A 21,241-nucleotide genomic window follows, 5' to 3' on the forward strand; every position below is an offset into this window, starting at 1 on the left:
GGAACGAATGATACACGTCCAGGGCCGCCGCCGTATGAAAACGGACGAGGCGGGGGCGACTGAAGCCGACGAAATCAGCTGCGACCGGGTTTTAGCAAAGACCGTCAAGTTGCCTGCGGAAACACAGCGCCGCCATGGTTATTGATAGGACATCGTGAACGTCGCGGTGGCCTTTACCGTTCCTGGAACCAGCGCGCCGGACGCTCGCACGTACTGCGCGGTAAGGGGAATAGTCATGGGGCCGCCCGCTGATCTGCCTGCTAACCACTGATTCATATTCCCTGCCGCCGCCGAGTCCGGTCCGTATGCGATGGGAGTGGATCCATTAAGTATCTGCAAGCCGACGCCCGAGGCGGACGAACCCGGCGCCAAATTCAGCGTGGTTGAACGGTTGGAAACGTCCGTCGCATCGGTGAGCGTTACATTGACGTTAGACGACAACGAGCAGTTCAGTTGAAGATTGAAGGGCGTTGCCCCCGTGGTGGAGTTTGGGTTACTCAGGTTCGCCACACGGGCCGGGGGCAAGGTCACTGCGACTGAAGACTGCGTGACGCTGCAGGTGGGCGAGTTAATTTGGGCGTAAATCATGAGATTTGCCAGCGTCAGTATATTTCCGTCAAACGAATCTCGGACATTGTGCCATCCTGCCGCGTTGTAGGACAGCATGTCGGTAGCGCTCGTGTCGATTGGACCAGTTACGACAAGTTCGATAAAAACGCGCATGTTGTCAGTCTTGCCGGTGTTCTGCCCGGCTTGGTCCAAAGAAAAGTTTAAGGGTATGGAAGAGGATAAATTCCCGCCGATGAGCGACACCGAAGCGCGAACGCCAAGTCCTGGAATGTTCGTTTCAAAAATGTCGGACAACACCTGCCGTGGGTCCATCGTAAAATATTCATTAAAAGAGGTACCGTCGCAGTGCCACGATTGATGTGTGAAAAGCGAATCGTATTTCATGTCTGTTTTGGCGATGACCGATCCAATCGCCACATTGGCCGGCGCCGCCACGATGCCCCAGTTCACAACACCTTGCGCAGGCGCGAAGCCGTCAACGATTCTGCATGCCGCGTGGGCGGGAAACGCAATGCCCAGAGCAAGCGAACTTGCGGCAATTGCCACGGCAAGCCGCATCCTATTGCGGCGGCCAAAACAGACGTTGTGCATAGAGCGTCTCACGCAGCAAACAAAGTTGAACAACCCAGTCATTTTTGAACTACCTGTTGGCCGTTTTCACGAATTGGGTTCTAGTGCTCATTGGCACCAACGAGTGCGCCAGAATCTATATCGACAGTTTCATTTGCCGGCACGCAATGAGCTTCCACGGACAAGTACGCGTCCTTCGCTGCTTTCTGCGGCAACACATAATCGATCTTGCATCGCTCCGCGTCACTCACACCCCACTTGACGAAAAGCGCGCCGCTGTCTTCGAGCCTGCGTGCGAAAATTCGGCTATCCTGCGCGACGACGCCCACGCCAAGTCCATTTGCATCGACTACATCGGCGCCAAACGGCAACGCCTTATCGCCAAGCAGAGGTGCGCGGATCAACGCCGCGCGTCCGGTCACCGTCTTGTACCTGATCATCACCACCGATCCGAACCGCGGCACCGTCTGTTCCGAAGTCGATTCGAACTCCACATCGGTCGACGTGCCCTTTGGATCGATATCGACCGTATTCATGCCGTAGGGCGTCAGATAGGGCACAACGGCATAGCCACGGCGATCGAGCTTCACGCCGGGCGCGCTGCTCACACTCGCCCCTGCCGCGCCCGGTGCTTCGATAACGCCGAACGTGTCGCTCACCGTCTGCGAGAAGGTCACGCCGCCCGGATGCGCGACGATCGACCCGCTCACACCCGCCGACGCCTGATTCGAGCCCGTCCCCGCGCTTGCCGAGCCGGTCAGCTGCGCATAAGGCGCGCGGTAAGCCCCGCTCACGCCGGCATTTCCGGTGCTGCTGCCATGACCGGTGCTGTAGGTTCCGTAGGCGTTGTACGAGTACTGGCTGCGCTCGCCGAGCGCGCCGCTCACGCTCGCCTGCATGTTCGCGTTGCCGCCGGAACTCGACAGATTCGTCGCCATCAGCGGCGCTTGCTGGCCGCGGCCGAGCGGCAGCGTCGCACCCAGCATGATCTGGTCCGACATCACGCCGTCCGAGGACCGTGTGCGACCCGCGGTGATGCTGTAGGTGCCAGATTTGAACGCTTTGGTGTAGCCCGCCTGATAGAACACGTCGCTGCCGTTGCGATTCCAGTACTGCTGGGCCGACGCGTTCAGAAAGACCGTGCCATATTTTTTGAAGCTCTGATTGAGGGTGACCTGAAAGCGGTTGCGCTCGCGATAGACGGAGGCCGGATCGCCGCCGCGCAACGCAAGGTCGCGCACGGAGGCGGCATCCGACAAATCCATGTAGCCCGCCGTCGAGTACCGGTACGCCGCAATCGCGATGTTCGTGTTGGTCGGATCGATGAACTTGCTGTAGCCCACGCGCAAGCTGGTGCCGCGTGAGGTGCCCTGCTTCGGAACCTGGGTCTGGGCACCTGTTACGTCGGCCGAAAAAGCGCCGAACTTCGTATTCAGCGCCGTCCCCATTTGTGCGGCCATGTAGCCGGTGGAGGCTACGCCGCCGCCGTAGAGCGTCACCAGATTGGTCAGCCCGCGTTGCAACGTGAACTGCGCGAAATTCGGCTTGGTCTCAAGTGCGGAGCCACGGAGTTGACCGGCCGTAACAGAAAAGCGCGTGATGCCAGGCCGCAGCGATTGGGCAACCGAGGCATAGGCAACGGTAAAGTCCTTCTTGCGGCCGTCGGCTTCTGTGACGGTGACATCGAGGTTGCCGCCATAACCCGTCGGGTACAGATCATTGATTTCGAACGCGCCCGGCGAGACGGTGGTCTCATAGATCACCTGACCATTCTGACGCACCGTCACACGCGCATTCGATTCCGCTATGCCGCGCACCACCGGCGCGTAGCCTCGCAGCGATTCCGGCAACATGCGATCGTCGGTGGCGATCTGCGCGCCGCGAAATTGAACGCTGTCGAACACGTCGCCGGTCGTGAAGCCGTCGCCGGCAATCACCTGCGCCTTCAGCGCGCCGAGGTCATGCTGAAGGTAAGTCGCGATGTCGTCGAAGTTCGTGCCAGTGCCGGTTCGCCGAGTCACCGACGACTGATGCCGGAAGTGCCAACTGCCGAGGTTCACGCCGGCATTCAAACCCAAGTAATTCTGGGTCGATTGCACGCCTGATCCACTGCTGTAATAGGTGTTCGCGTTGTAGCTCACGAAGGCCGCGTTCACACCGTCCTGCCACATGTCGGGCGGTACATAGCCGCGCGCCGTATTGCGCATGAACTTCTGCGGCACGCTCAACAAGAGCTTCTGCTCCGTGAAGTCGAAGTCCACAGTGGCCGCCGGAACCTTTGCGGCAAGACTGATGCATTCGTCGGGGTCGAGGTCTGGTTTGGCCGTGCCGGTTTCGACCACTTTTGCGTCACTGCTCGCGGCAAGCTTGGCGAAGTCCACGCCGAGCGTTTCCAGCAATCGGTGTGTCAGGCAAGGACGCGCGCCGGCCTGCGGGCTCGTCTCCACAAAGCGGACATCCTGGCGTGCGACGCGAATGCCGTTCACCAGCAGGTCAACCGAATAAACGCCCGGTTTGACCGGGTTGCCGCGAGCAAAACGCGCCACGTCCACGGCTGCGCTGGAGTCGACTCGCAGGAACATCGAGTCGAATTCCACCGGTACGTCGCCCTCCATCGCTTCTGCCGCTTGCGCGCTCATCGGCTGAACGCCGCCCAACACTGCGAATGCGAACATCGCAATGATGGCGACACGCCTGCGTCTGAACGCGTCAGAGCGCTCATCGGTGCGAGCAGCCGGATAATAACGAAGCGAGCCCTTCATGGTCTTGCTGAACTCCAGAGTCCTATGAACAGGCGTGCGCCGTCCCGCTGCGTTGCCCATGCAACGCACGCCATGAATCAAATGGATGGGTGTGGGACGGCGGGTTTTTGGCGATTACTCGCCGAGCGGCGCGTCGCCGTTGATCGGACCGCCGTAGTCGCTGATCGCGATGTAGCGCACCCTGGCGCCCGCTGCGACGGCGCTCATCTTGTCGATCGGCAAGACCACTGAAGCGCGTGGCGCGACCATGCCGCCCCGCTTGTTCGTAAAGGAATGACCGGCGCTTTCGACGTCGACCTCGCTAAACGACACGTAATAGGGCGTCGGGTTCGATACGCTGACCGCTTGCCCCGCTCCGTTCGGCGACGCAGCGAGTTTCCAGGTCAGTTGCGCGGGTGCATCTTGCGGTTTGCCAGGCAAGCTGGCCGGCCGCACGAACACCTTGATACGAGTTCGATAGGCAAGGCTCAACGTGTTGGCTTGCGACCCATGATTCGCTTTCGGCGGAATGTCGAGTACATTGAGCCAATAGATCGACTCACGGTCCTGCGGCAATGGCTCGCCGGTATACATGACGCGCAGCGTTTGCGCCTTCATTGCGTTCATGCGGAAAATCGGCGGCGTAATCAGAAACGGGACTTTCACTTCTCCGGGCTTGGCATCCGCATTGCCGTCGTCCATCCAGACCTGAACCAGCGAAGGTACATAACTGTCATTGTTCAGTTTCGCCGTAACCTCGCGTTGATCGAGCGGATACACGAGACGCGTGCCGCCTATCGTCACGCTCGCGGCTGCGCTGCCGGCCAGCAGCATGCCTGCGAAGACGATTCCCATCGCCGTTTTTCTGGGCAGCTTCATCACCTTCCGCCTGCTCCTATCGCAAATGAAGAGCACAAAAAAAGGCGCTCGCATTGCGAGCGCCTCAAACCTTCTGCTTACTGATATTGCAGCGTGTATTGAACCGAAGCGTTGACCGTCCCCGCTACTGCCGCATTCGTCGCGAAGTACTGTGCGTAGTACTGCAAGGTACCGGCGCCAGCGGTCATGACGGCGCCGTCCGTATCCAACGTGTTGTTCTGGCTCGTCAAGATGTTGATCGGCTTCATCTGCGAGTTCAGGAGTTGAACCTGAACGTTCTGCGCGGTACCGCCGACGTTCACCAGATTGCCGCTCGACTGATCGACATTCGGGCCGTTCTCGAAGCTCGCAATTGCCTTGCTGACGGTGCCGCAGCCCGTCAGTTTCAATTGCAGATCGGCAGGGCTCGACGTACCCGCCACCTCGCCGGTCGCCGAAAGCGCGGTGATCGAAACCGGCGCCAGTGTGACAGCCAGGTCGGCCGGAGTGCCACTCGCCGCGCCGTTGATCGAGCACGTGCTGTCGGTCACAGAGCCGGTGAAACTGATCGTGCCGTCCGCCGCATAAGTGCCGAACGACGCGAGGCCCAACATACTGCTGGTGGCGATCACGATTGCGGATAACTTTGATTTCATTGCTGCCATTCCTCAGTATCGAAAAGAGTGATTCGACAGCGGCCGGAACTGATTTAAAGACCGCTGACCGTCTCAAAACTCTGATGTTGCAAGCCATACAAATAAGAACATTCGCTTAGACACATTGCTACATTCAGAATGGTGGGATCGTAAGGTTTCCTAGTAAAAAAGTACCTAGGACAAATCGCCCCCTTTAGACCCAAAGCGCATAAGCTTGGTCCACGTAATGGAGGGACGTTGCGAATGGTTGGCAGACGCGGCGAACAGCCACATCAAACGACAAAACCCGCCGCATCGTCACGATGCGGCGGGTTCTTTACAGCGTCGGATTGATCCTGCGTTACGCGCCGCTAGCTTCGTTCAAAGTCAGATGCTTCGTTTCCGGCGCCCACGCGATCGACACCAGCATCCCGATCAGCAGCACCGCAGCGAGCACCATCATGGTGATATGGAAGCCTAAATGCACGATGCCGAGCGGCAACAGAAACGTGCCGACGGCCGATCCAAGCCGGCTGCATGCGATCGCGAGTCCAACACCACACGCGCGCACCTCGGTTGGAAAACACTCCGGCGGAAACACGCCGACAAGATTCGAGAACGCCGACATGGTCAGCGTGAAAATCCCGAACGCGACGATCAAGCCGAGCGTCGCCGACTCCGGCAGCACACTCAACGCGATCAGTGATACGCACGTCACCGCGAACGAGCCGATCAGAAACGTGCGCCGCGGAAGTTTGATCGTCAGCCAGATGCCGATCAACGCGCCGAGCACGAGAAATCCGTTCAACAGAAAGTCCGCGCTCGAATCATTGTTCAAGTGAATCGCTTTCAGAATGGTCGGCAGAAACGTATAAACGGCGAAGTACGGAATGACGAGACACACGAAGAACGCGCAATTGAAAATCGTGCGGCGAATCAGATCCGCCTTGAACAGACGCATGAAGCCGCCCGCCGATTGCGCGTGCTCGTCGTGGCCGCCGTCCAGTGTGACGTTCGCGCCGAAGTGCTTCAGCACGATCGATTTCGCCTCCGCCGTGCGGCCTTTGCCATGCAGCCAGCGCGGCGACTCCGGCGTACCCATGCGCAGCACGAGAACGATCAACGCCGGCACACCCGCCGACGCCAGCAGCCAGCGCCACGCATCCGGCGAGGCATCGGCGTAATGCATGCCGAGCACATTCGCCACCACGTAGCCGATCGTCCACACCACACTGAACGAGCCAAGCAACGTGCCGCGATGTTTGCGCGGCGAGAACTCCGCGAGAATCGCATGGCCCACGGCGAAATCGCCGCCCATGCCGAAGCCGATCAACACCCGCAGCAAACACAACTCGAGGGGTGAACGCACATAGAACTGCGCGAACGCAGCCGCGGTGATGATGATAAAACTCAGCAGGAAAATCTTCTGGCGTCCCATGCGATCCGACAACCAGCCGAAAACCAGGCTGCCGATAAAAATGCCCATCAACGCGGAACTGCCGATCATGCCCATCCAGAAAGCGTCGAGCGGCATCTGGCGATTCAGCGACGCGAGCGCATAGCCGATCGTGCCGAGCGCGAAACCTTCTGTGAAGTGCGCGCCGAACGTCAGCCCGGCGATCTTCACGTGAAAGGCGTTCAGCGGAACGTCGTCGAGAGGAATGGGGCCGTGCGCGGATGCCGCTGCCGCCGGCAAAGTGGGGGCGAGGCCGAGAGCGGCCACCTGCATATCCTGATTGCTCACGCTGTCTCCTTCGTTAGTATGGATCGCCGGGCGCGGTCGCCATGTCGCCGTGCGCCCGATTGCGTCATCCGCCCATGCGCCACGTTGTGCATGACGTATGGCCGATGCGCGGTGTGAAGATCAGCGTCCGAGGCCGCCCATCATCATGTACTTCAGTTCGGTGTATTCATCGAGCCCGTACTTCGAGCCTTCGCGGCCGAGTCCCGACTGCTTGACGCCGCCGAACGGCGCGACTTCCGTGGACACGATCCCTTCGTTGATGCCGACCATGCCGCTTTCCAGCGCTTCGCCGACTCGCCACGCGCGCGCCAGATCGCGCGTGTAGAAATACGCCGATAAGCCGAACGGGGTGTCATTGGCGGCTTCGATCGCTTCCGCTTCGGTCTTGAAGCGGAAACACGCGGCGACTGGTCCGAAGGTTTCTTCCCCGGCGATCAGCATCGAACTGTTGGCGTCGGCCAGAACAGTCGGCTCGTAAAAAGTGCCGCCGAGCGCGTGCGGCTCGCCGCCGGTCAAGATCTTCGCGCCTTTTTGCAACGCGTCGGTCACGTGGGTTTCGACCTTCTTCAGCGCGGCCTGGTTGATCAATGGACCTTGTTCGACTTCGCCTTGCAACGCGTTGCCGACGCGCATCTTACGCACCGCTTGCGTTAGTGCGGACGTGAACGCATCGTAGATGCCGTCCTGCACGTAGAAGCGGTTGACGCACACACACGTCTGCCCGGTATTGCGGAATTTCGAAGCCATCGCGCCTTGCACGGCGGCATCGAGGTCCGCGTCGTCGAAGACGATGAAAGGCGCGTTGCCGCCGAGTTCGAGCGACAGCTTCTTCAGCGTGTCCGCCGACTGCTTCGCCAGCAGTTTGCCGACGCGCGTCGAACCGGTGAACGAGAGTTTGCGCACCACGTCTGATTCCGTGAGCGCGCCGCCGATCGCCACGGCATCGCCGGAAACGATGTTGAACACGCCGGGCGGAATGCCCGCTTTCCCGGCCAGTACCGCCAAAGCAAACGCGGACAACGGGGTTTCTTCCGATGGCTTCAGCACCATCGTGCAACCGGCTGCGAGCGCCGGACCGGCTTTGCGCGTGATCATGGCAAGCGGGAAATTCCACGGTGTGATCGCCGCGACCACGCCGACCGGTTCGCGCGTCACGATAATCTTCGCGTTCGGATTCGGGCTCGGGATGACGTCGCCGTATGCCCGCTTCGCCTCTTCCGCGAACCATTCGAAGAAGCTCGCTGCATAGCCCACTTCGCCGCGCGCTTCGGCAAGCGGCTTGCCTTGCTCGAGCGTCAGCAGTTCGGCGAGCGCGTCGCGATTCTCCAGCATCAATTCGCCCCACCGTTTGACGCGGGCGCTGCGTTCTTTCGCAGTCAGCGCACGCCATGCGGGAAACGCGCGCCCGGCCGCCGCGATAGCCTGCGCCGTTTCCGCCGCGCCGCCTTTGGCCACGTGCGCGACGACCTCACCGGTCGCGGGATTCAAAACGGCATACGTGTCGGCGCCTTCGTACCACTCGCCGCCAATGTAATGGCCGGTGCGGAGAATTTCGTTCATGCGGCCTTCTCCAGTGTTTCGACGAACATGCCCTGCGCAAGGCGCGGCTCGCGCGCTATGCGTTTGCCTGCGGTGTAGTCGTTGATCAGATCGCACGGCGTGTAGTTGCGCTCGAGCTCGAACAGTTCATCGGCTGAGAGCGTCGTGCCGAGCGCGGCGAGCGCGCTGTCGAACTGCGCCGGCGTATCCGCACCGACCAGCATGCTCGCGACACCGCCGTGGTTCAGCACCCACGCTTGCGCGATCTGCGCAGCGGAAACGCCACGCCGCGCGGCCACGCGTGCCACCGACGCGGCAATTTCACGCGACGCCACATCGCCATACATCTGCGCGGTGAAGAAGTCGGTCTGATTGCGCGTCGAATGCGGGTCGCACGTCAACAGCCCGCGCGCCAGCGGACTGAATACGGACAAGCCGACGCCCTGGTCCTGGCAATACGGAATCATTTCGCGTTCTTCCTCGCGGTACGCCAGGTTCAATTGCAATTGCATGTTGATCGGCTTGTGCCAGCCGTTGCGCTCGCAGACCTGCATGATCTTGGCGAACTGCCACGTGTACATGGTCGACACGCCGATATAGCGCGCTTTGCCGGCGCGCACGATATCGTTGAGCGCACCCATCGTTTCTTCGACTGGCGTATTCACGTCGAAGAAATGCAGCATGTAGATATCGACGTAATCCATACCGAGGCGCGTGAGCGAGCCGTCGATGCCGTCCATGATGTGCTTGCGCGAATGGCCGCCGGCGTTCTGATACGCGCCCATGTCATAGCCGACTTTGGTGGCCACGACCATTTCCTCGCGACGCGTGAGACGCTTCAGTATGCGTCCCACCACTTCTTCGCCCACGCCGGTCGAATAGAAATCGGCGAGGTCGATAAAATTGACGCCCGCTTCGAGCGCATGACGAACGATCGGCTCGCTTTGCGCCTCGTCGAAGATCCACGGCTTCCATTGCGGCGTGCCCATGTTCATCGTGCCGAGGCACAGACGCGAAACCTTCAGACCGGATTGGCCGAGGCGAATGTATTCCATAGTGCGTGTCTCCTTCCAGATCGCATTCGGCGGCGCAGACGGTTAGTTGCGCATTCCTGAGAACGCACGACCGAACCGCGCTGCGTGCCATTAACGTTGTTTCGGTGTGTAGAACGGGTTCGATACGTCGCGCGCGGCGGCGAAGACTTCGTCGCGATGCGGCAAGCCCTTCATCGCCGCGACGATTGCGTTCTTGCACGCGCGGTAGTTGTTCTCGAAGACGGCGTCGAGATCGTCGGTCGACGGGTTAACCCAGTTCGCCGACACCACCACCCAGTCGTTCTCCGCTTCGGGCGGCAGCGTGCCGTTCTCCAGCGACTCGGCCACCGCCTTCGCGATACCGGCTTGCGAGGCACCCCACGTCGCGTTGCCATGGAAGTCGCTGCCGATCTGCGCCTTGTTCACGTACAGCGTGAGCGGCTTGGTCGGCACACCAGGACGCGCGATCACGACGAACGGCGCGTGACCGGCCGAAGGCGTCGCCAATGCGGTGGCGAATGCCTGGCCTGCCGGGCCGTTGCGCGGGCCGACCAGCACGTTGATGTGCGCGAGATTGACGCCGGGGCCTTCGAATCCTTCGCCGATAAAGAGTTGTTTGTTCGTCGATGCGCTCATGGTCTTTCCGTCGAGGTTGAGTGGATGGCCGATTGTGAGGTTCGGCATCCGCGACCATGTATCGATGAGTTTTGATGCGGGGTATGAGAGGAACTCAACTCCGGGTTAGCCCCGAGCACGGTGGCCCGCGCATATGACGCGCGCAAAGGTGAGGGTTTTCGGGACTACGTCGGCAACACTGCGGAATCGCTGCGAAAGGTGAGCGTCTCGACGAACGATAGCGCACCTGCGCTGCAAAGCTTTGCACAGAGTCGTACGCGCTAGAGGCGATTGAAAGACACGCAAGCGATCGCTGCAACGATTCTTCGCACAGCCTGGGAACGCCCACCAGCAAGGCTTGGCGCGGGTTTCGGAGCAAATGGGTCAGTCACGGCGGCCTGCGGTGGCAAGCGTGCCGCAAGGTGCGTGACTCGGAAAAACCAGGCTCACCGAAGCAACCCAGCCCCTCGCGGATTGCACATTCGAGCCTGCGGTTCACATGCCAGGTTCACGCGAAAGGTGAGTGTTTTCGGGACTTACTCTATCGTGTGAGAAAGGTGCGAGAAAAACCGCACGCGACATCACTTTAGACAAGCGGGCCCACGACAAGCGGACACGTCGTGCGCTGAAGCACTTCAAACTTCGATCAGGAAGCGTTCGCGATTCTTGCCTACGAGCCACGCAGGCGAGCGGCCACGGCCGCTCCAGGTCTCGCCGGTCTTCGGGTTGCGATACTTCGCGACCGAAGGCGTCTTGCGAGCGACGGTGCCCTTGCTCGTGAAACCCAGTTCCTCAGGCGTCAGGTCGTATTCGGCTACTTTCTGCTTGATGTCGGCGATCGCCTGCGCAACTTCCTTCTCGCGCGCCGCCGCGACTTCCTTGTGGAGTTTTTCGAGCTGGGCAGTCAACTGCTTGTACGAGGCCATGACGGGTGCTCCGATCATTTGACGAGAACTGAAGTGCGGACACTATCAGACGAATAAATTACCGGATAGAGAAGCCCGACTCCGCGAGCGGATAACGCGCTTAAAAGACGCCGGCCGGTGGCGGCCGGTCGCTCAATCGTCAATTGCATCGTACACGCGGCGTTCGAAGTCCACTGCCATTGAAAACGGTTCGACGGAGCGCCTTTGAATCAGCATCAGGCCGATCAGGTCTTCCACAGGATCGCCGAACCAGCTCGTGCCATACGCACCCGGCCAGCCGAACGAGCCCATCGAGCGATAGCCGAGCGGCAGCTGCTGCGCCGGATCGTCGACTATGGACAAGCCGAGGCCGAACCCTTGGCCCGCCCACAGCGCATGACCGAAGGCGGACACGCGGCGTTGGTCGCGCGTCAGAAAATTGGAGCGCATCAGATCGACCGAGCGATGCGACAACAAACGCGTCGTGCCGACCCGCCCGCGGCCGAGTAGCAGTTGCGCGAATTGCAGATAGTCGTGCGCCGTCGAAACCAGCCCGCCGCCGCCGCTCTGGAAGCGGTCCGGATCGGCCCATCGGCTCGACGACGGATGGTCTTCGACAATACGCCGCCCCGAGCCCTGTTCGATAGCATAAGCGGTGGCCAACCGGCCGAGTTGCGCGTCAGGCACCCAGAACGCCGTATCGCGCATGCCGAGCGGCTCGAAGATCCGCGTCCGGAAAAACTCGCCGAGCGGCATGCCGCTCACGCGCTCGATCAGCACGCCGAGCACATCGGTCGCAACGCCGTAGTGCCAGCGTGAACCGGGCTGGAACATGAGCGGCAAACTTGCGATACGGGCAAGCCAGGCGTTGCCGTCCATGCGCGCTTCGAATCCGTTGAAAGCCGCAGCGTACGCCTCGGCAAGCGGCCCGGTCGCGGTGAAGTGGTAGGCGAAGCCGGCGCGGTGCGTCAGCAGATCCAGCACGGTGAGCGACGCCCTGGCCGGGTCGGTTTCGTCGAGCGGGCCAGCGGGGTCGCGCAGCACACGCGGCGCGGACAATTCCGGCAACCAGAGTGAAATCGGCGTGTCGAGGGCGAGCCGATCTTCTTCGATCAGCAGCAGGATCGCGGCGCTGGTCACCGGCTTGGTCATGGAAGCAATGCGGAACAGCGTGTCGCGCTCCATCGGCAACTGCGCCGCGTCGTCGCGCCAGCCGAGCGGCTCGAAATAGCCAATCTCACCGCGCCGCCACACCATCGACACCACGCCCGCCACTTCACCGCGTTCCACATAACCTCGCATGGCGTTGGTCAGCGCCGTCAGCCGAGACGCGGAAAGTCCTGCTGGTTGCATGTTTGTCCTGAGTCAGTGGAGTGGGGATGGCGGCCTGCGCGCTCTGACGCGCGTCTTCGGTCAGCGGTCGGCCGGGCTGAGCGTAAAGCGGCGCCGGCGCGTGCGCAACGAACGAGGAGGCTTGTCATCCTGTCGAGACATCGTGCTGCGCCGGACCGCGTGCGTGGCCGTTACGTTCCCTTATTTTTGCAGAAAACGTTGCCCGATCGAAGGGTACGTCGCAGCCATCCACTGCACTGGGCGTTCAGGCTTTCTGGCGTTGCTCCAAAGCCGCGAGCGCGGCATTGAGCCGCTTGACGCGGTTCGCCTGTGCCGGCACCAGCGCAGCGCCGGAAACGGAGTCGATCCGATTTCGCCAGTAGGACAGCGGGATGCGGTCCTCCACTGAGAGATGCGTGATTACGTGTTCAAGATGTTCAATATCTTTTTCGAGTTGATGATGATTCATTGCTTTCCCCGGATTACTCGTTGAACTATTTTCAATGCGTAAATCGAAGCATAAAGCGTGCCGCAATAACTCCGGTTTTTGCCTTAACGGAAAATCCTTCCTAGCGCTTTCCGCATAAGCGACCAAACCGGCAAAACCTGCCTGCTGCTTGAATCTTGAGCAATGGCAAGAGAATACCGCGGCTCAACTTCGCGTTCCGTTAGGTGCCGCACCGACTTGGCTAAACGACACGAATGCGGGCGTTTTTTAATTGCGCCCGGCGGAAAGGAAAATAATACGAAGCGCGATATTAATACCCATTAAGCATCAAAGCCACGGAGAAAACCCGCATTAGACGCAGGTCTTTATGACGGCTATACGCTTATCGCGACGACCTCGAAACGTTGCGCAAACCCGTTTGGCGCGCACGAATGAAATCGGTGCGACGATCGAAACGCCTGCGTTCGTCGGCGTGCCGGCGGGCTCAAAGCAGATTGTTCAAGGCGCTGGTCGCGCCGGCCTTGCGCCGGGGAGCCATTATTTAGCGCGGCAGGCGTAAATCAGGTTGAGCGCGCCGTTTTCAGTGGACTGACGCACGACATCGAACGTGCCGCCGCAACTTGCGCTGGCCTGCTGCGAACAGGAGTCGGAACCGGCGGGGCATTGCACCAGCGTCGTCGCGCGGCCGTCCGGCAAAAACAGCGGCGCGCTGCTGCTGCAACCGCTCAGCGCGACCATGGCGCCGACCGCCAGCTTGGCGCAGGCCCGGCGCGCGTAGAAGGAGAGACTGCGTTTCATTTGAAACCCCGCTCACGTCTTGTTTTTCGATCACGCGATTGTGCCACGCGTCAATTACGCTGCGTCAATCGCCGTGGCGGAGCGTTGTCACACGTCGATGCGGTGTGCCGCGATCTTCTTATAGAGTGTCGCGCGGCCCATGCCGATCTGGTTTGCCGTGTCGATCACCCGACCGCCATTGGCGCGCAAAGCATCGCTGAGGAATCGCTTTTCGAAGGCCGCCATCGCCTCACTCCACTTGGCCGATTCAGGCGGAGTAGCCTGCGCGTTTGCCGGTTGCGTCGTCGAAGGCGCCTCGGGCAACGACGCATTCGGACGATGCGCACCGCCGCCGGGCGCCGAGCCGATAAACGGCGCCAGCGCCCGCGCATCGATCCGCTCGCTGTCGGACAGCATCACGGCACGCTCCAGCGTGTTGCGCAATTCGCGTACATTGCCCGGCCAGCTGTATGAACACAGCAGCCGCAGCGCGTCGTCCTGCAATTCGAAGTGACTGGCACCGCGCGCCTGCGTCGACAGATCCTCGAGCATGGCGTAAGCGAGCGCCTCGATATCGGAGGTTCGCTCGCGCAACGGCGGTGCATGGATCGTCAGCACGTTCAACCGGTAGAACAGGTCCGCGCGAAAGCGCCCGGCCGCGACCAGCGCGGGCAAATCGGCCGACGTCGCCGCGATGATCCGGACATCGGCGCGCACGATCCGGTTCGAGCCGAGCGGTTCGAACTCCTTGTCCTGCAACACGCGCAGCAGCTTGCCCTGCAAGGGCAGCGGCATATCGCCGATTTCGTCAAGAAACAGTGTGCCGCCGTTCGCGAGCTCGAACTTGCCGACGCGCCCTTTGCGGTCCGCTCCGGTATAGGCGCCGGGCGCGGCGCCGAAGAATTCGACTTCGAGCAAGGTATCCGGAATCGCCGCGACGTTGACCGTCACGAGCGGCTGATTCGCGCGCGCAGAGCCGCCGTGAATGGCATGCGCGAGCAGTTCCTTGCCGGTGCCGGTTTCGCCGAGCAGCAGCACCGGCGATTCGAGTTGCGCGGCGCGGCGCGCCTGACGCTTCACCTCGAGGCTGGCCGCGCTCGTGCCGACGAAACTGCCGAACGTATATTTGGCGCGCCGCGCCTGGGCGAGCGAGCGGCGCGTGGCGATCAACTCTTCCTGTACGCGTGAGTAATGGGAAAAAAGCGGCGTCAGCGCCTTCAGTTCGTCGAACAGCGCGAAACCAACCGCGCCGACCGTGGCGCCCGCATCGTCTTTCAGCGGCAAACGCGTGACGACGAGCGGTTCGCGATCCGTTTCCAGAATATCGAGCAGGATCGGTTTGCCGGTGTTGACGACCTCGCGCATCAGGCTGTTCGGGATCACCGCTTCGCAATCGCGGCCGATGGCCTGCTCCGGGTCCGCAAAACCGAAGCGCGCCGCATAGCGCTTGTTGATCCAGACCACGCGCGCGTCGGCATCGACGATAAAGGTGCCTTCGCTGAAATTTTCGAATGTGCGGAAGAGCGAATCCATCGCCCGGCGCAGTACGTCGCCGTAGGTGGCAGGAAGGCCTGCCCAGTCGTTCATCATGCTGTCGCTGTCTCCGGCTATCGTTTTATTATGCTTTGTCTCGTTTCGTAGACAAGCTTATCTCATCGAGGAGATCGCCAGCAAGCCTGTGGCATAAGGGTTTAACCTTGGTTTGGCCTAACTTGAGCCAATTTGCGTCCCGTTTTAGAGACGTTTGGGTACAATCGGCCCGGTCACGTTTTGAACTTCGGTCCGCGAAATCAGGCGGCTGGCCGTTGCCGCGTATGTGGCACGGAACCTGCATTCGCGGGCGCCGTGCCGCCGCATCTTCGAGACGGCGACCATGTAGAACAACCAAGCTTTGGAGACTCAATGTCCTTTGTCATCGTCCTCGCCGCGCTGGCGTTTCTGATGTTTGCCGCTTATCGCGGCTACAGCGTCATCCTGTTCGCGCCGATCGCCGCGCTCGGCGCCGTTCTGCTGACCGACCCGGCCGCCGTCGCGCCGGTTTTCACCGGTATCTTCATGGAGAAAATGGTCGGCTTCGTGAAGCTCTATTTCCCGGTGTTCCTGCTGGGCGCCGTGTTCGGTAAGGTCATCGAACTGTCGGGCTTCTCGGAATCGATCGTGGCCGCTGCGATCCGCTATATCGGCCGCTCGCGCGCCAATGCGGTGATCGTTGCCGTGTGCGCGCTGCTCACCTACGGCGGCGTCTCGCTGTTCGTGGTGGTGTTCGCGGTCTATCCGTTTGCCGCCGAGCTGTACCGCCAGAGCAATATTCCGAAGCGCCTGATGCCCGGCGCGATCGCACTCGGTGCGTTCTCGTTCACGATGGATTCACTGCCGGGTACGCCGCAGATCCAGAACATCATCCCGACCACGTTCTTCAAGACGACGTCGTGGGCTGCGCCCGCACTCGGCGTGATCGGCTCGCTGTTCATCATCGTGGTCGGCCTGACTTATCTGGAATGGCGCCGCCGTTCGGCGATGGCGACCGGCGAAGGTTACGGCACGGAGCTCGTCAACGAGCCGGATCGCGTGGAATCCAAGCAACTGCCGCACCCGTTGCTGGCGGTTGCGCCGCTGGTTCTGGTCGGCGTCGCGAACTTCCTGCTGACCCGCTGGATTCCGAACTGGTACGGCGCGTCGTACACCGTTGCGCCGGAAATTCTGCCGGGCGTTCACGCACCGGTCACGACGACGATCAAGGCCGTGGTCGCCATCTGGGCCGTGGAAGGCGCGCTGCTCCTCGGCATCATCATGGTTGTCGTGACGGCGTTCAACCGCGTGCGCGAGCGCTTCGCGATCGGCACCAAGGCTGCGGTGGCGGGCGCGCTGCTGGCTTCGTTGAACACGGCGTCGGAATACGGTTTTGGTGGTGTGATTGCCGCGTTGCCGGGCTTTCTGGTGGTCAGCAACGCGTTAAAGAGCATTCCCAATCCGCTCGTCAATGCGGCCGTTTCGGTGAGTTCGCTGGCGGGCATCACCGGTTCGGCGTCGGGCGGCATGAGCATCGCGCTCGCGGCCATGTCGGACACGTTCATCAAGGGCGCGGAAGCGGCGCATATTCCGATGGAAGTGTTGCACCGGGTCGTCGCCATGGCGAGCGGCGGCATGGACACGCTGCCGCACAACGGCGCGGTGATCACGTTGCTGGCCGTCACGGGCTTGACGCATCGGCAGTCGTATCGCGACATCTTCGCGGTCACGGTCATCAAGACGATGGCGGTGTTCTTTGTAATCGCGGTCTATTACGCGACTGGTCTGGTCTGAGTGAGCGGGTGTTGGGCAGGATGCCGGCAACGCGCCGGCATCCTGAGTTTTGATCGGTTACCTTGTCATCCCGACAACCGACCTTGCCCTGCACACCCGCCATGAGTTCAGTTCCTTCTTTCTGGATGATTCCCACAGCACCCACGCCGGTCGGCCCGTTCTCGCATGCTGCCGAGACCGACGGCTGGGTCTTCCTGACCGGCCAGATGCCGACCTCCCCGACCGACGACACCGCGCCGCTTCCGGAAGGCGTGGTCGCCCAGACCAAGCGCGTGATGGACAATCTCGTGCTGGTGCTTCAAGGGCTGGGCCTCGGTCTGCAAAACGTGGTGGCGACACGCATCTTCCTGACCGAGTTCAAGCGCGATTACGCGCCGATGAACGAGATCTACCGCGCGTACTTTCCCGCCGACGCGCTGCCCGCGCGAACCTGCATCGGCGTCACCGCACTGGCGCGCGACGCGCTGGTCGAGATCGATTTCATCGCCAAACGGCCTGGCTGACCTCGCAAAGCCGCATGGCGTATCAATGCGCCGACTGCTCGTCGAGTCCGTAGTGATCGGATAAGGCTTCGTGCAGCGAGATCGACAGTTCGTCCATCTCGGTGGTCCAGCGTTCGCTGTCGTTGCATAGCCGTTGCAACCGTCGGCATTGTTCGACGAACCGCGGTTCCTGCACGACGACGAACGCGCCGCTCGCGCTATGCGCCCAGCCGGCCAACGCCTGCACGTCTTCCTCTTCGACGATCGCAAGCAGTCTCGGCAGATCTTTTTGCAAGTGCTCCTTGAGCATCGCCGTGTAGCGCGCCCTGTCGTCCGCGCTGAGCGCGCTTCCTGCGGCGGCAGCAAACGACATCTCCTCGGCAGGCGCTACGCTCTGCGGCGCCGCCTCCAGCAAGGCCGTTTGCAACTCGCTCAACGACGCCGGCTTGGCGACATAGCCGCTAAAACCGCGCTCGCGCCAATTGTGCGCTTCCTCATGTTCGGCGACGGCGCTGAAGGCGAGCACCCGGACAGTCGCTTGCAACTTGCGCAGCGCGGCCAGCAGTTGGTAACCGTCCACCTCCGGCATGTGGATGTCGATCAGCACCACCTCGAAAGGCTTTTCCTCGAATAACTTCAGCGCGTGCTTGCCGTCATGCGCGATGGTCGGCACGCATCCCAATTCGACTAGCTGTTCGGCAATCAGATTCTGGATCAAGGGATTGTCTTCGGCGACGAGGACTGGCAGCCCTCGCAGCGTGGGATGGATCCCTGTCGAATCGGCCTCTGCCCGCGCGGCCTTCGGCACCTCGGTCGTGGACTTGGTTTCGCGCGCCAGTTCGATCGCCGATTGAACCGCAGTCCGGCTGAACTCAGTCACCTCGAGCACGCCGTCGCCGCGCGCCTCGGGTTGAAGCGGGCCCGCACGGGTGATCCAGACGACGCCGACCGGCTGCAAAGCACGTAGCGCGGCAATCACGTCGAGACCGTATTCGCCCGAGACGACCACCGCGTCTGCGCGATTCAAACGTAACCAGGCCTGCGCCGCGTCCGGCAATGTCACCAGATGTCCTGCCCAGCCCGCATGGTGAAGCCACTGCTCCATGACCTCGCCAGCTTCGCGTTCCATGGACAGGACGAGCACCATCCCGCGTTGCTCGCGGGCCTTTGCCGGTGCGCGCGAATCAATGGGCGGCTTCGCGAGTGGGATCGATATGCGGAACGCGCTGCCCACGCTTAGGACACTTTCCACGGCGATCTGACCGCCCATCAGTTCGCACAGGCGCGCGCAGATCGCCAGGCCGAGTCCGGTGCCGCCGACACCGCGCGAAGCACCCAACTCGCCTTGCGCGAACGGTTTGAAAAGCCGCGCGAGCGTTTCCTCATTCATGCCGGCGCCCGAATCCGAGACGCGGAAAGTCAGCATCGCTCGATCCGGCGAATCGTCCGTCACTTCGGCGCGCAATGTGATCTTGCCGGTCGAAGTAAATTTGAACGCATTGCTCAGCAGATTGTTGACGATCTGCGAGATACGCATACGATCGCCAACCAGGGTTTGATCGAGCGTCGGAGACAGGAGCGCATAGAAGCGGATCGAGCGCTCGCCGTGCATCGGCGCGTAGGACAGTGCGATGTTTTCGAAAACGTCGATCAAAAGAAATGGTTCCCTGACCAGCAACATCTCGCCCGCGTCGATCTTCGAAAAGTCGAGAATGTCGTTGACGACGCGGCGCAGCGCACCTGCGGCAAGGTCCAATGTTGCGAGCCGTTGCGAATGCGCCTCGAGGCCGGGTGTGCGGGCGAACAGCTCGAGATTGCCGAGCAGCGCGTTCAACGGCGTACGGATTTCGTGGCTCATCGCGGCGAAGAAATTCGTCCGCGCACGCATCAGCGCCTCGGACGTTTGCTGTGCGTGCCGCAATTGCTGTTCGAGCATGGTCTGCGCGGTCACGTCGAGAATCGCGCAGAACAGCACGTTCTCGCCGGCGTAACGCGCGGGCGCGTAAATGAATTGCAAAAACTGTGAGGAAGCGCCGCCCTCCTGATCCGGTGATGGCGAGAGTTGCGCCTCGTTTCGCTGCTCCGTTGGCGATTGATGCAAAGACTGAGCGGGCATCTGCGCCGGCCGCGCAGGCACGACGAAGGCAGCCACCCGCGCAAATGACATGGCCGACGGCTGATCCGGCGCCTGAGCCAGAAATTCGCCGACGATATGCGGCGGGAGCCGGTTGCCATCGGCGTCGATCCCGAGCAACTCGATCGCAAGCGCGTTGGTCGTCAGGACCGAATAGTCGCTCTGCCGAACAATGCACAAACCGACCGGCGTCGCGCTAACCAGAATGTGGTTGAGCATCTCGCTTTGCAGCGCGCGTGAAGTCTCCGTAAACGAATTGCGCAGCAAGCGCAGCCCGAAATAGCGGGCCATCAGCGCAATTGCCATCAGGATAAGCGCCGTCAGGCAACCTATCACCGCCAATTGCCAGCCGAGTGCGGCGGCCAGCGCGCCCCAGGGTACGTAGCCGACCAGAAGGCCGAAGCCCAACGCCAATGGCTCGTGAAAAATCACGCCTTCGCGGCCGTAGTGAAAGATCTGGGTTGGGGTTGCGGCTACTGCCTGTTGCACCAGGTTGATGACCGATGCGTCGAGCGGCATCGACGATACGGCAATGCGGCGGTCCACCGTCATCAGCAGATTCACGCCCTCGTTGTCAGGTGGCGCCAGATGCAATGCGAGCTCGTCCAGCGGAAAGCTCGTGCTGATCAGCACGGTCGGTGTGTCGCCGTCATAGTAGGCGCCCACCACGGAAATCACCGGGCGATTCTGCAGCGGATCACGATACGGTCCGAGCCAGATACGTTCGCCTTTTCGCGGCACGCGCCTGCCGGTTTGCGCCTCGATCCGGCGCTCGAGCGTCTCGCGCAGCAAGCTCGCGATTGCCGGTTGCGGCGCAGGCGTTGCGGCCTGATCGGGCGCGCTGGATTGGCCCGCGAGCGGATGAGTCAGCGAAGGCAGAATCGCTGCATAGTCTTCGTTCAGCCCGATCAGGGTTGCGCGTTGCCGGATTTCAAAAGCCTGCTGGGTCACGAGCGTCGATTGCGCCGCTTCGTAGAGGCGCCCGAGTTTTTCGCCCAATTGCGAGCCCCACGTGTGGCGCGTGACTTCACCGACCACAATGTCGAAATTCGCGTCCGCACCGTCTGTCTTGCCGAGCGCTACGCCCGTCTTCAGGATCGCTTGCTGTACGGCATCCGGCGCGTTGCGCCCGCCGGATGGGCCGTAGTAGTAATCGAGCGTCAACGCGGCGCGACGCAGAAACGACTCCTCCTGGTGGATGAGCAGAGAGATGTCGGTGGCGTTCTGCGACGCGAGGGCCCGGCGATAGTCGAGCTCCTTGAGCCCGGCGACGACTATCAGCACCAGCGAGAAGATCAGCACGATCAGCATTAGCGAACCGATCGTCACCAGGTAGAGCCGCCGTTGGCGCTTCGCGCTCTGTGCGAGCGTGGCGAAAGCCTGCGCTAACGACTCTTGAGTACGGTCGAGGATTTTCTGCATCAGCTCGCGAGTGTGGCGCGTGGGTGGCAAATTCGCGCAGGCAGAGCGCTGCGGAACCGGGGACTGGCTGCGTCCGCAGTCCTTGTACCGGCGCAGTGTAGTCCTTTTGAAGGTATCGCGCGACGCATCCGG

Annotated in this window: 16 protein-coding genes; 2 read left to right on the forward strand and 14 right to left on the reverse strand. The window is 61.5% G+C overall.

What is annotated here, in order from left to right:
- Positions 1-138 precede the first annotated feature (138 nt).
- From B0G75_RS00250 to B0G75_RS00310, 13 genes are all read right to left on the reverse strand, one after another.
- On the reverse strand, positions 139-1,116 hold the full coding sequence (locus B0G75_RS00250; RefSeq protein WP_181309134.1) for a fimbrial protein: 978 nt from the start codon (positions 1,114-1,116) through the stop codon (positions 139-141).
- 125 nt (positions 1,117-1,241) lie between these two features.
- On the reverse strand, positions 1,242-3,902 hold the full coding sequence (locus B0G75_RS00255) for a fimbria/pilus outer membrane usher protein (RefSeq protein ID WP_106299547.1): 2,661 nt from the start codon (positions 3,900-3,902) through the stop codon (positions 1,242-1,244).
- Between the two features lie 114 nt (positions 3,903-4,016).
- On the reverse strand, positions 4,017-4,760 hold the full coding sequence (locus B0G75_RS00260; protein WP_181309135.1) for a fimbria/pilus periplasmic chaperone: 744 nt from the start codon (positions 4,758-4,760) through the stop codon (positions 4,017-4,019).
- Between the two features lie 77 nt (positions 4,761-4,837).
- Positions 4,838-5,395 carry a fimbrial protein gene (locus B0G75_RS00265; protein ID WP_012428719.1) on the reverse strand — a complete coding sequence of 186 codons (558 nt, stop codon included), beginning with the start codon at positions 5,393-5,395 and terminating at the stop codon, positions 4,838-4,840.
- Between the two features lie 340 nt (positions 5,396-5,735).
- The gene (locus tag B0G75_RS00270; RefSeq protein WP_106299551.1) at positions 5,736-7,118 is read right to left on the reverse strand and encodes an MFS transporter; all 1,383 of its coding nucleotides are present in this window, start codon (positions 7,116-7,118) and stop codon (positions 5,736-5,738) included.
- A 120-nt stretch (positions 7,119-7,238) separates the two neighbouring features.
- A complete protein-coding gene (locus B0G75_RS00275) occupies positions 7,239-8,678 on the reverse strand; it encodes an NAD-dependent succinate-semialdehyde dehydrogenase (RefSeq protein WP_106299553.1) in 1,440 nt (479 codons plus the stop codon).
- A complete protein-coding gene (locus tag B0G75_RS00280; protein WP_106299555.1) occupies positions 8,675-9,712 on the reverse strand; it encodes an aldo/keto reductase in 1,038 nt (345 codons plus the stop codon). The genes B0G75_RS00275 and B0G75_RS00280 overlap by 4 nt, the downstream gene beginning before the upstream one ends.
- 90 nt (positions 9,713-9,802) lie before the next feature.
- Positions 9,803-10,327 (reverse strand): formaldehyde-activating enzyme, encoded by a 525-nt coding sequence (gene fae, locus B0G75_RS00285; protein ID WP_106301710.1) that lies wholly within the window; start codon positions 10,325-10,327, stop codon positions 9,803-9,805.
- A gap of 614 nt (positions 10,328-10,941) precedes the next feature.
- Entirely contained in the window at positions 10,942-11,232 is a 291-nt protein-coding gene (locus B0G75_RS00290) for an H-NS family nucleoid-associated regulatory protein (RefSeq protein WP_106299557.1), read from the reverse strand.
- 132 nt (positions 11,233-11,364) lie between these two features.
- Positions 11,365-12,564 carry a serine hydrolase gene (locus B0G75_RS00295; RefSeq protein WP_106299559.1) on the reverse strand — a complete coding sequence of 400 codons (1,200 nt, stop codon included), beginning with the start codon at positions 12,562-12,564 and terminating at the stop codon, positions 11,365-11,367.
- Between the two features lie 244 nt (positions 12,565-12,808).
- Entirely contained in the window at positions 12,809-13,012 is a 204-nt protein-coding gene (locus B0G75_RS00300; RefSeq protein WP_106299561.1) for a hypothetical protein, read from the reverse strand.
- Positions 13,013-13,528: 516 nt separating this feature from the next.
- Positions 13,529-13,789, reverse strand: coding sequence for a hypothetical protein (locus B0G75_RS00305; RefSeq protein ID WP_106299563.1), 261 nt, complete (start codon positions 13,787-13,789; stop codon positions 13,529-13,531).
- Between the two features lie 87 nt (positions 13,790-13,876).
- Positions 13,877-15,358, reverse strand: a complete 1,482-nt coding sequence (locus B0G75_RS00310; protein ID WP_106299565.1) for a sigma-54-dependent Fis family transcriptional regulator — start codon at positions 15,356-15,358, stop codon at positions 13,877-13,879.
- A 312-nt stretch (positions 15,359-15,670) separates the two neighbouring features.
- On the opposite strand from B0G75_RS00310, the gene B0G75_RS00315 reads away from it, so the two are divergent.
- Together B0G75_RS00315 and B0G75_RS00320 are read left to right on the forward strand one after the other, a co-directional pair.
- Complete coding sequence (locus tag B0G75_RS00315) at positions 15,671-17,071, forward strand: GntP family permease (protein ID WP_106299567.1); 1,401 nt, start codon at positions 15,671-15,673, stop codon at positions 17,069-17,071.
- A 101-nt stretch (positions 17,072-17,172) separates the two neighbouring features.
- A complete protein-coding gene (locus B0G75_RS00320; protein WP_106299569.1) occupies positions 17,173-17,574 on the forward strand; it encodes a RidA family protein in 402 nt (133 codons plus the stop codon).
- A 22-nt stretch (positions 17,575-17,596) separates the two neighbouring features.
- On the opposite strand, the gene B0G75_RS00325 is transcribed toward B0G75_RS00320, so the two are convergent.
- Positions 17,597-21,109, reverse strand: coding sequence for an ATP-binding protein (locus tag B0G75_RS00325; RefSeq protein WP_106299571.1), 3,513 nt, complete (start codon positions 21,107-21,109; stop codon positions 17,597-17,599).
- Positions 21,110-21,241: the final 132 nt, after the last annotated feature.

Source organism: Paraburkholderia sp. BL18I3N2 (assembly GCF_003001875.1).
Lineage (GTDB): Bacteria > Pseudomonadota > Gammaproteobacteria > Burkholderiales > Burkholderiaceae > Paraburkholderia > Paraburkholderia phytofirmans.

Bases quoted from the DNA above. Each gene is read 5' to 3' on its own strand.
- B0G75_RS00255 (WP_106299547.1), bottom strand. From the start codon at position 3,902: ATGAAGGGCTCGCTTCGTTATTATCCGGCTGCTCGCACCGATGAGCGC.
- B0G75_RS00260 (WP_181309135.1), bottom strand. From the start codon at position 4,760: ATGAAGCTGCCCAGAAAAACGGCGATGGGAATCGTCTTCGCAGGCATG.
- B0G75_RS00265 (WP_012428719.1), bottom strand. From the start codon at position 5,395: ATGAAATCAAAGTTATCCGCAATCGTGATCGCCACCAGCAGTATGTTG.
- B0G75_RS00275 (WP_106299553.1), bottom strand. From the start codon at position 8,678: ATGAACGAAATTCTCCGCACCGGCCATTACATTGGCGGCGAGTGGTAC.
- B0G75_RS00280 (WP_106299555.1), bottom strand. From the start codon at position 9,712: ATGGAATACATTCGCCTCGGCCAATCCGGTCTGAAGGTTTCGCGTCTG.
- fae (WP_106301710.1), bottom strand. From the start codon at position 10,327: ATGAGCGCATCGACGAACAAACAACTCTTTATCGGCGAAGGATTCGAA.
- B0G75_RS00290 (WP_106299557.1), bottom strand. From the start codon at position 11,232: ATGGCCTCGTACAAGCAGTTGACTGCCCAGCTCGAAAAACTCCACAAG.
- B0G75_RS00295 (WP_106299559.1), bottom strand. From the start codon at position 12,564: ATGCAACCAGCAGGACTTTCCGCGTCTCGGCTGACGGCGCTGACCAAC.
- B0G75_RS00300 (WP_106299561.1), bottom strand. From the start codon at position 13,012: ATGAATCATCATCAACTCGAAAAAGATATTGAACATCTTGAACACGTA.
- B0G75_RS00305 (WP_106299563.1), bottom strand. From the start codon at position 13,789: ATGAAACGCAGTCTCTCCTTCTACGCGCGCCGGGCCTGCGCCAAGCTG.
- B0G75_RS00310 (WP_106299565.1), bottom strand. From the start codon at position 15,358: ATGATGAACGACTGGGCAGGCCTTCCTGCCACCTACGGCGACGTACTG.
- B0G75_RS00315 (WP_106299567.1), top strand. From the start codon at position 15,671: ATGTCCTTTGTCATCGTCCTCGCCGCGCTGGCGTTTCTGATGTTTGCC.
- B0G75_RS00320 (WP_106299569.1), top strand. From the start codon at position 17,173: ATGAGTTCAGTTCCTTCTTTCTGGATGATTCCCACAGCACCCACGCCG.
- B0G75_RS00325 (WP_106299571.1), bottom strand. From the start codon at position 21,109: ATGCAGAAAATCCTCGACCGTACTCAAGAGTCGTTAGCGCAGGCTTTC.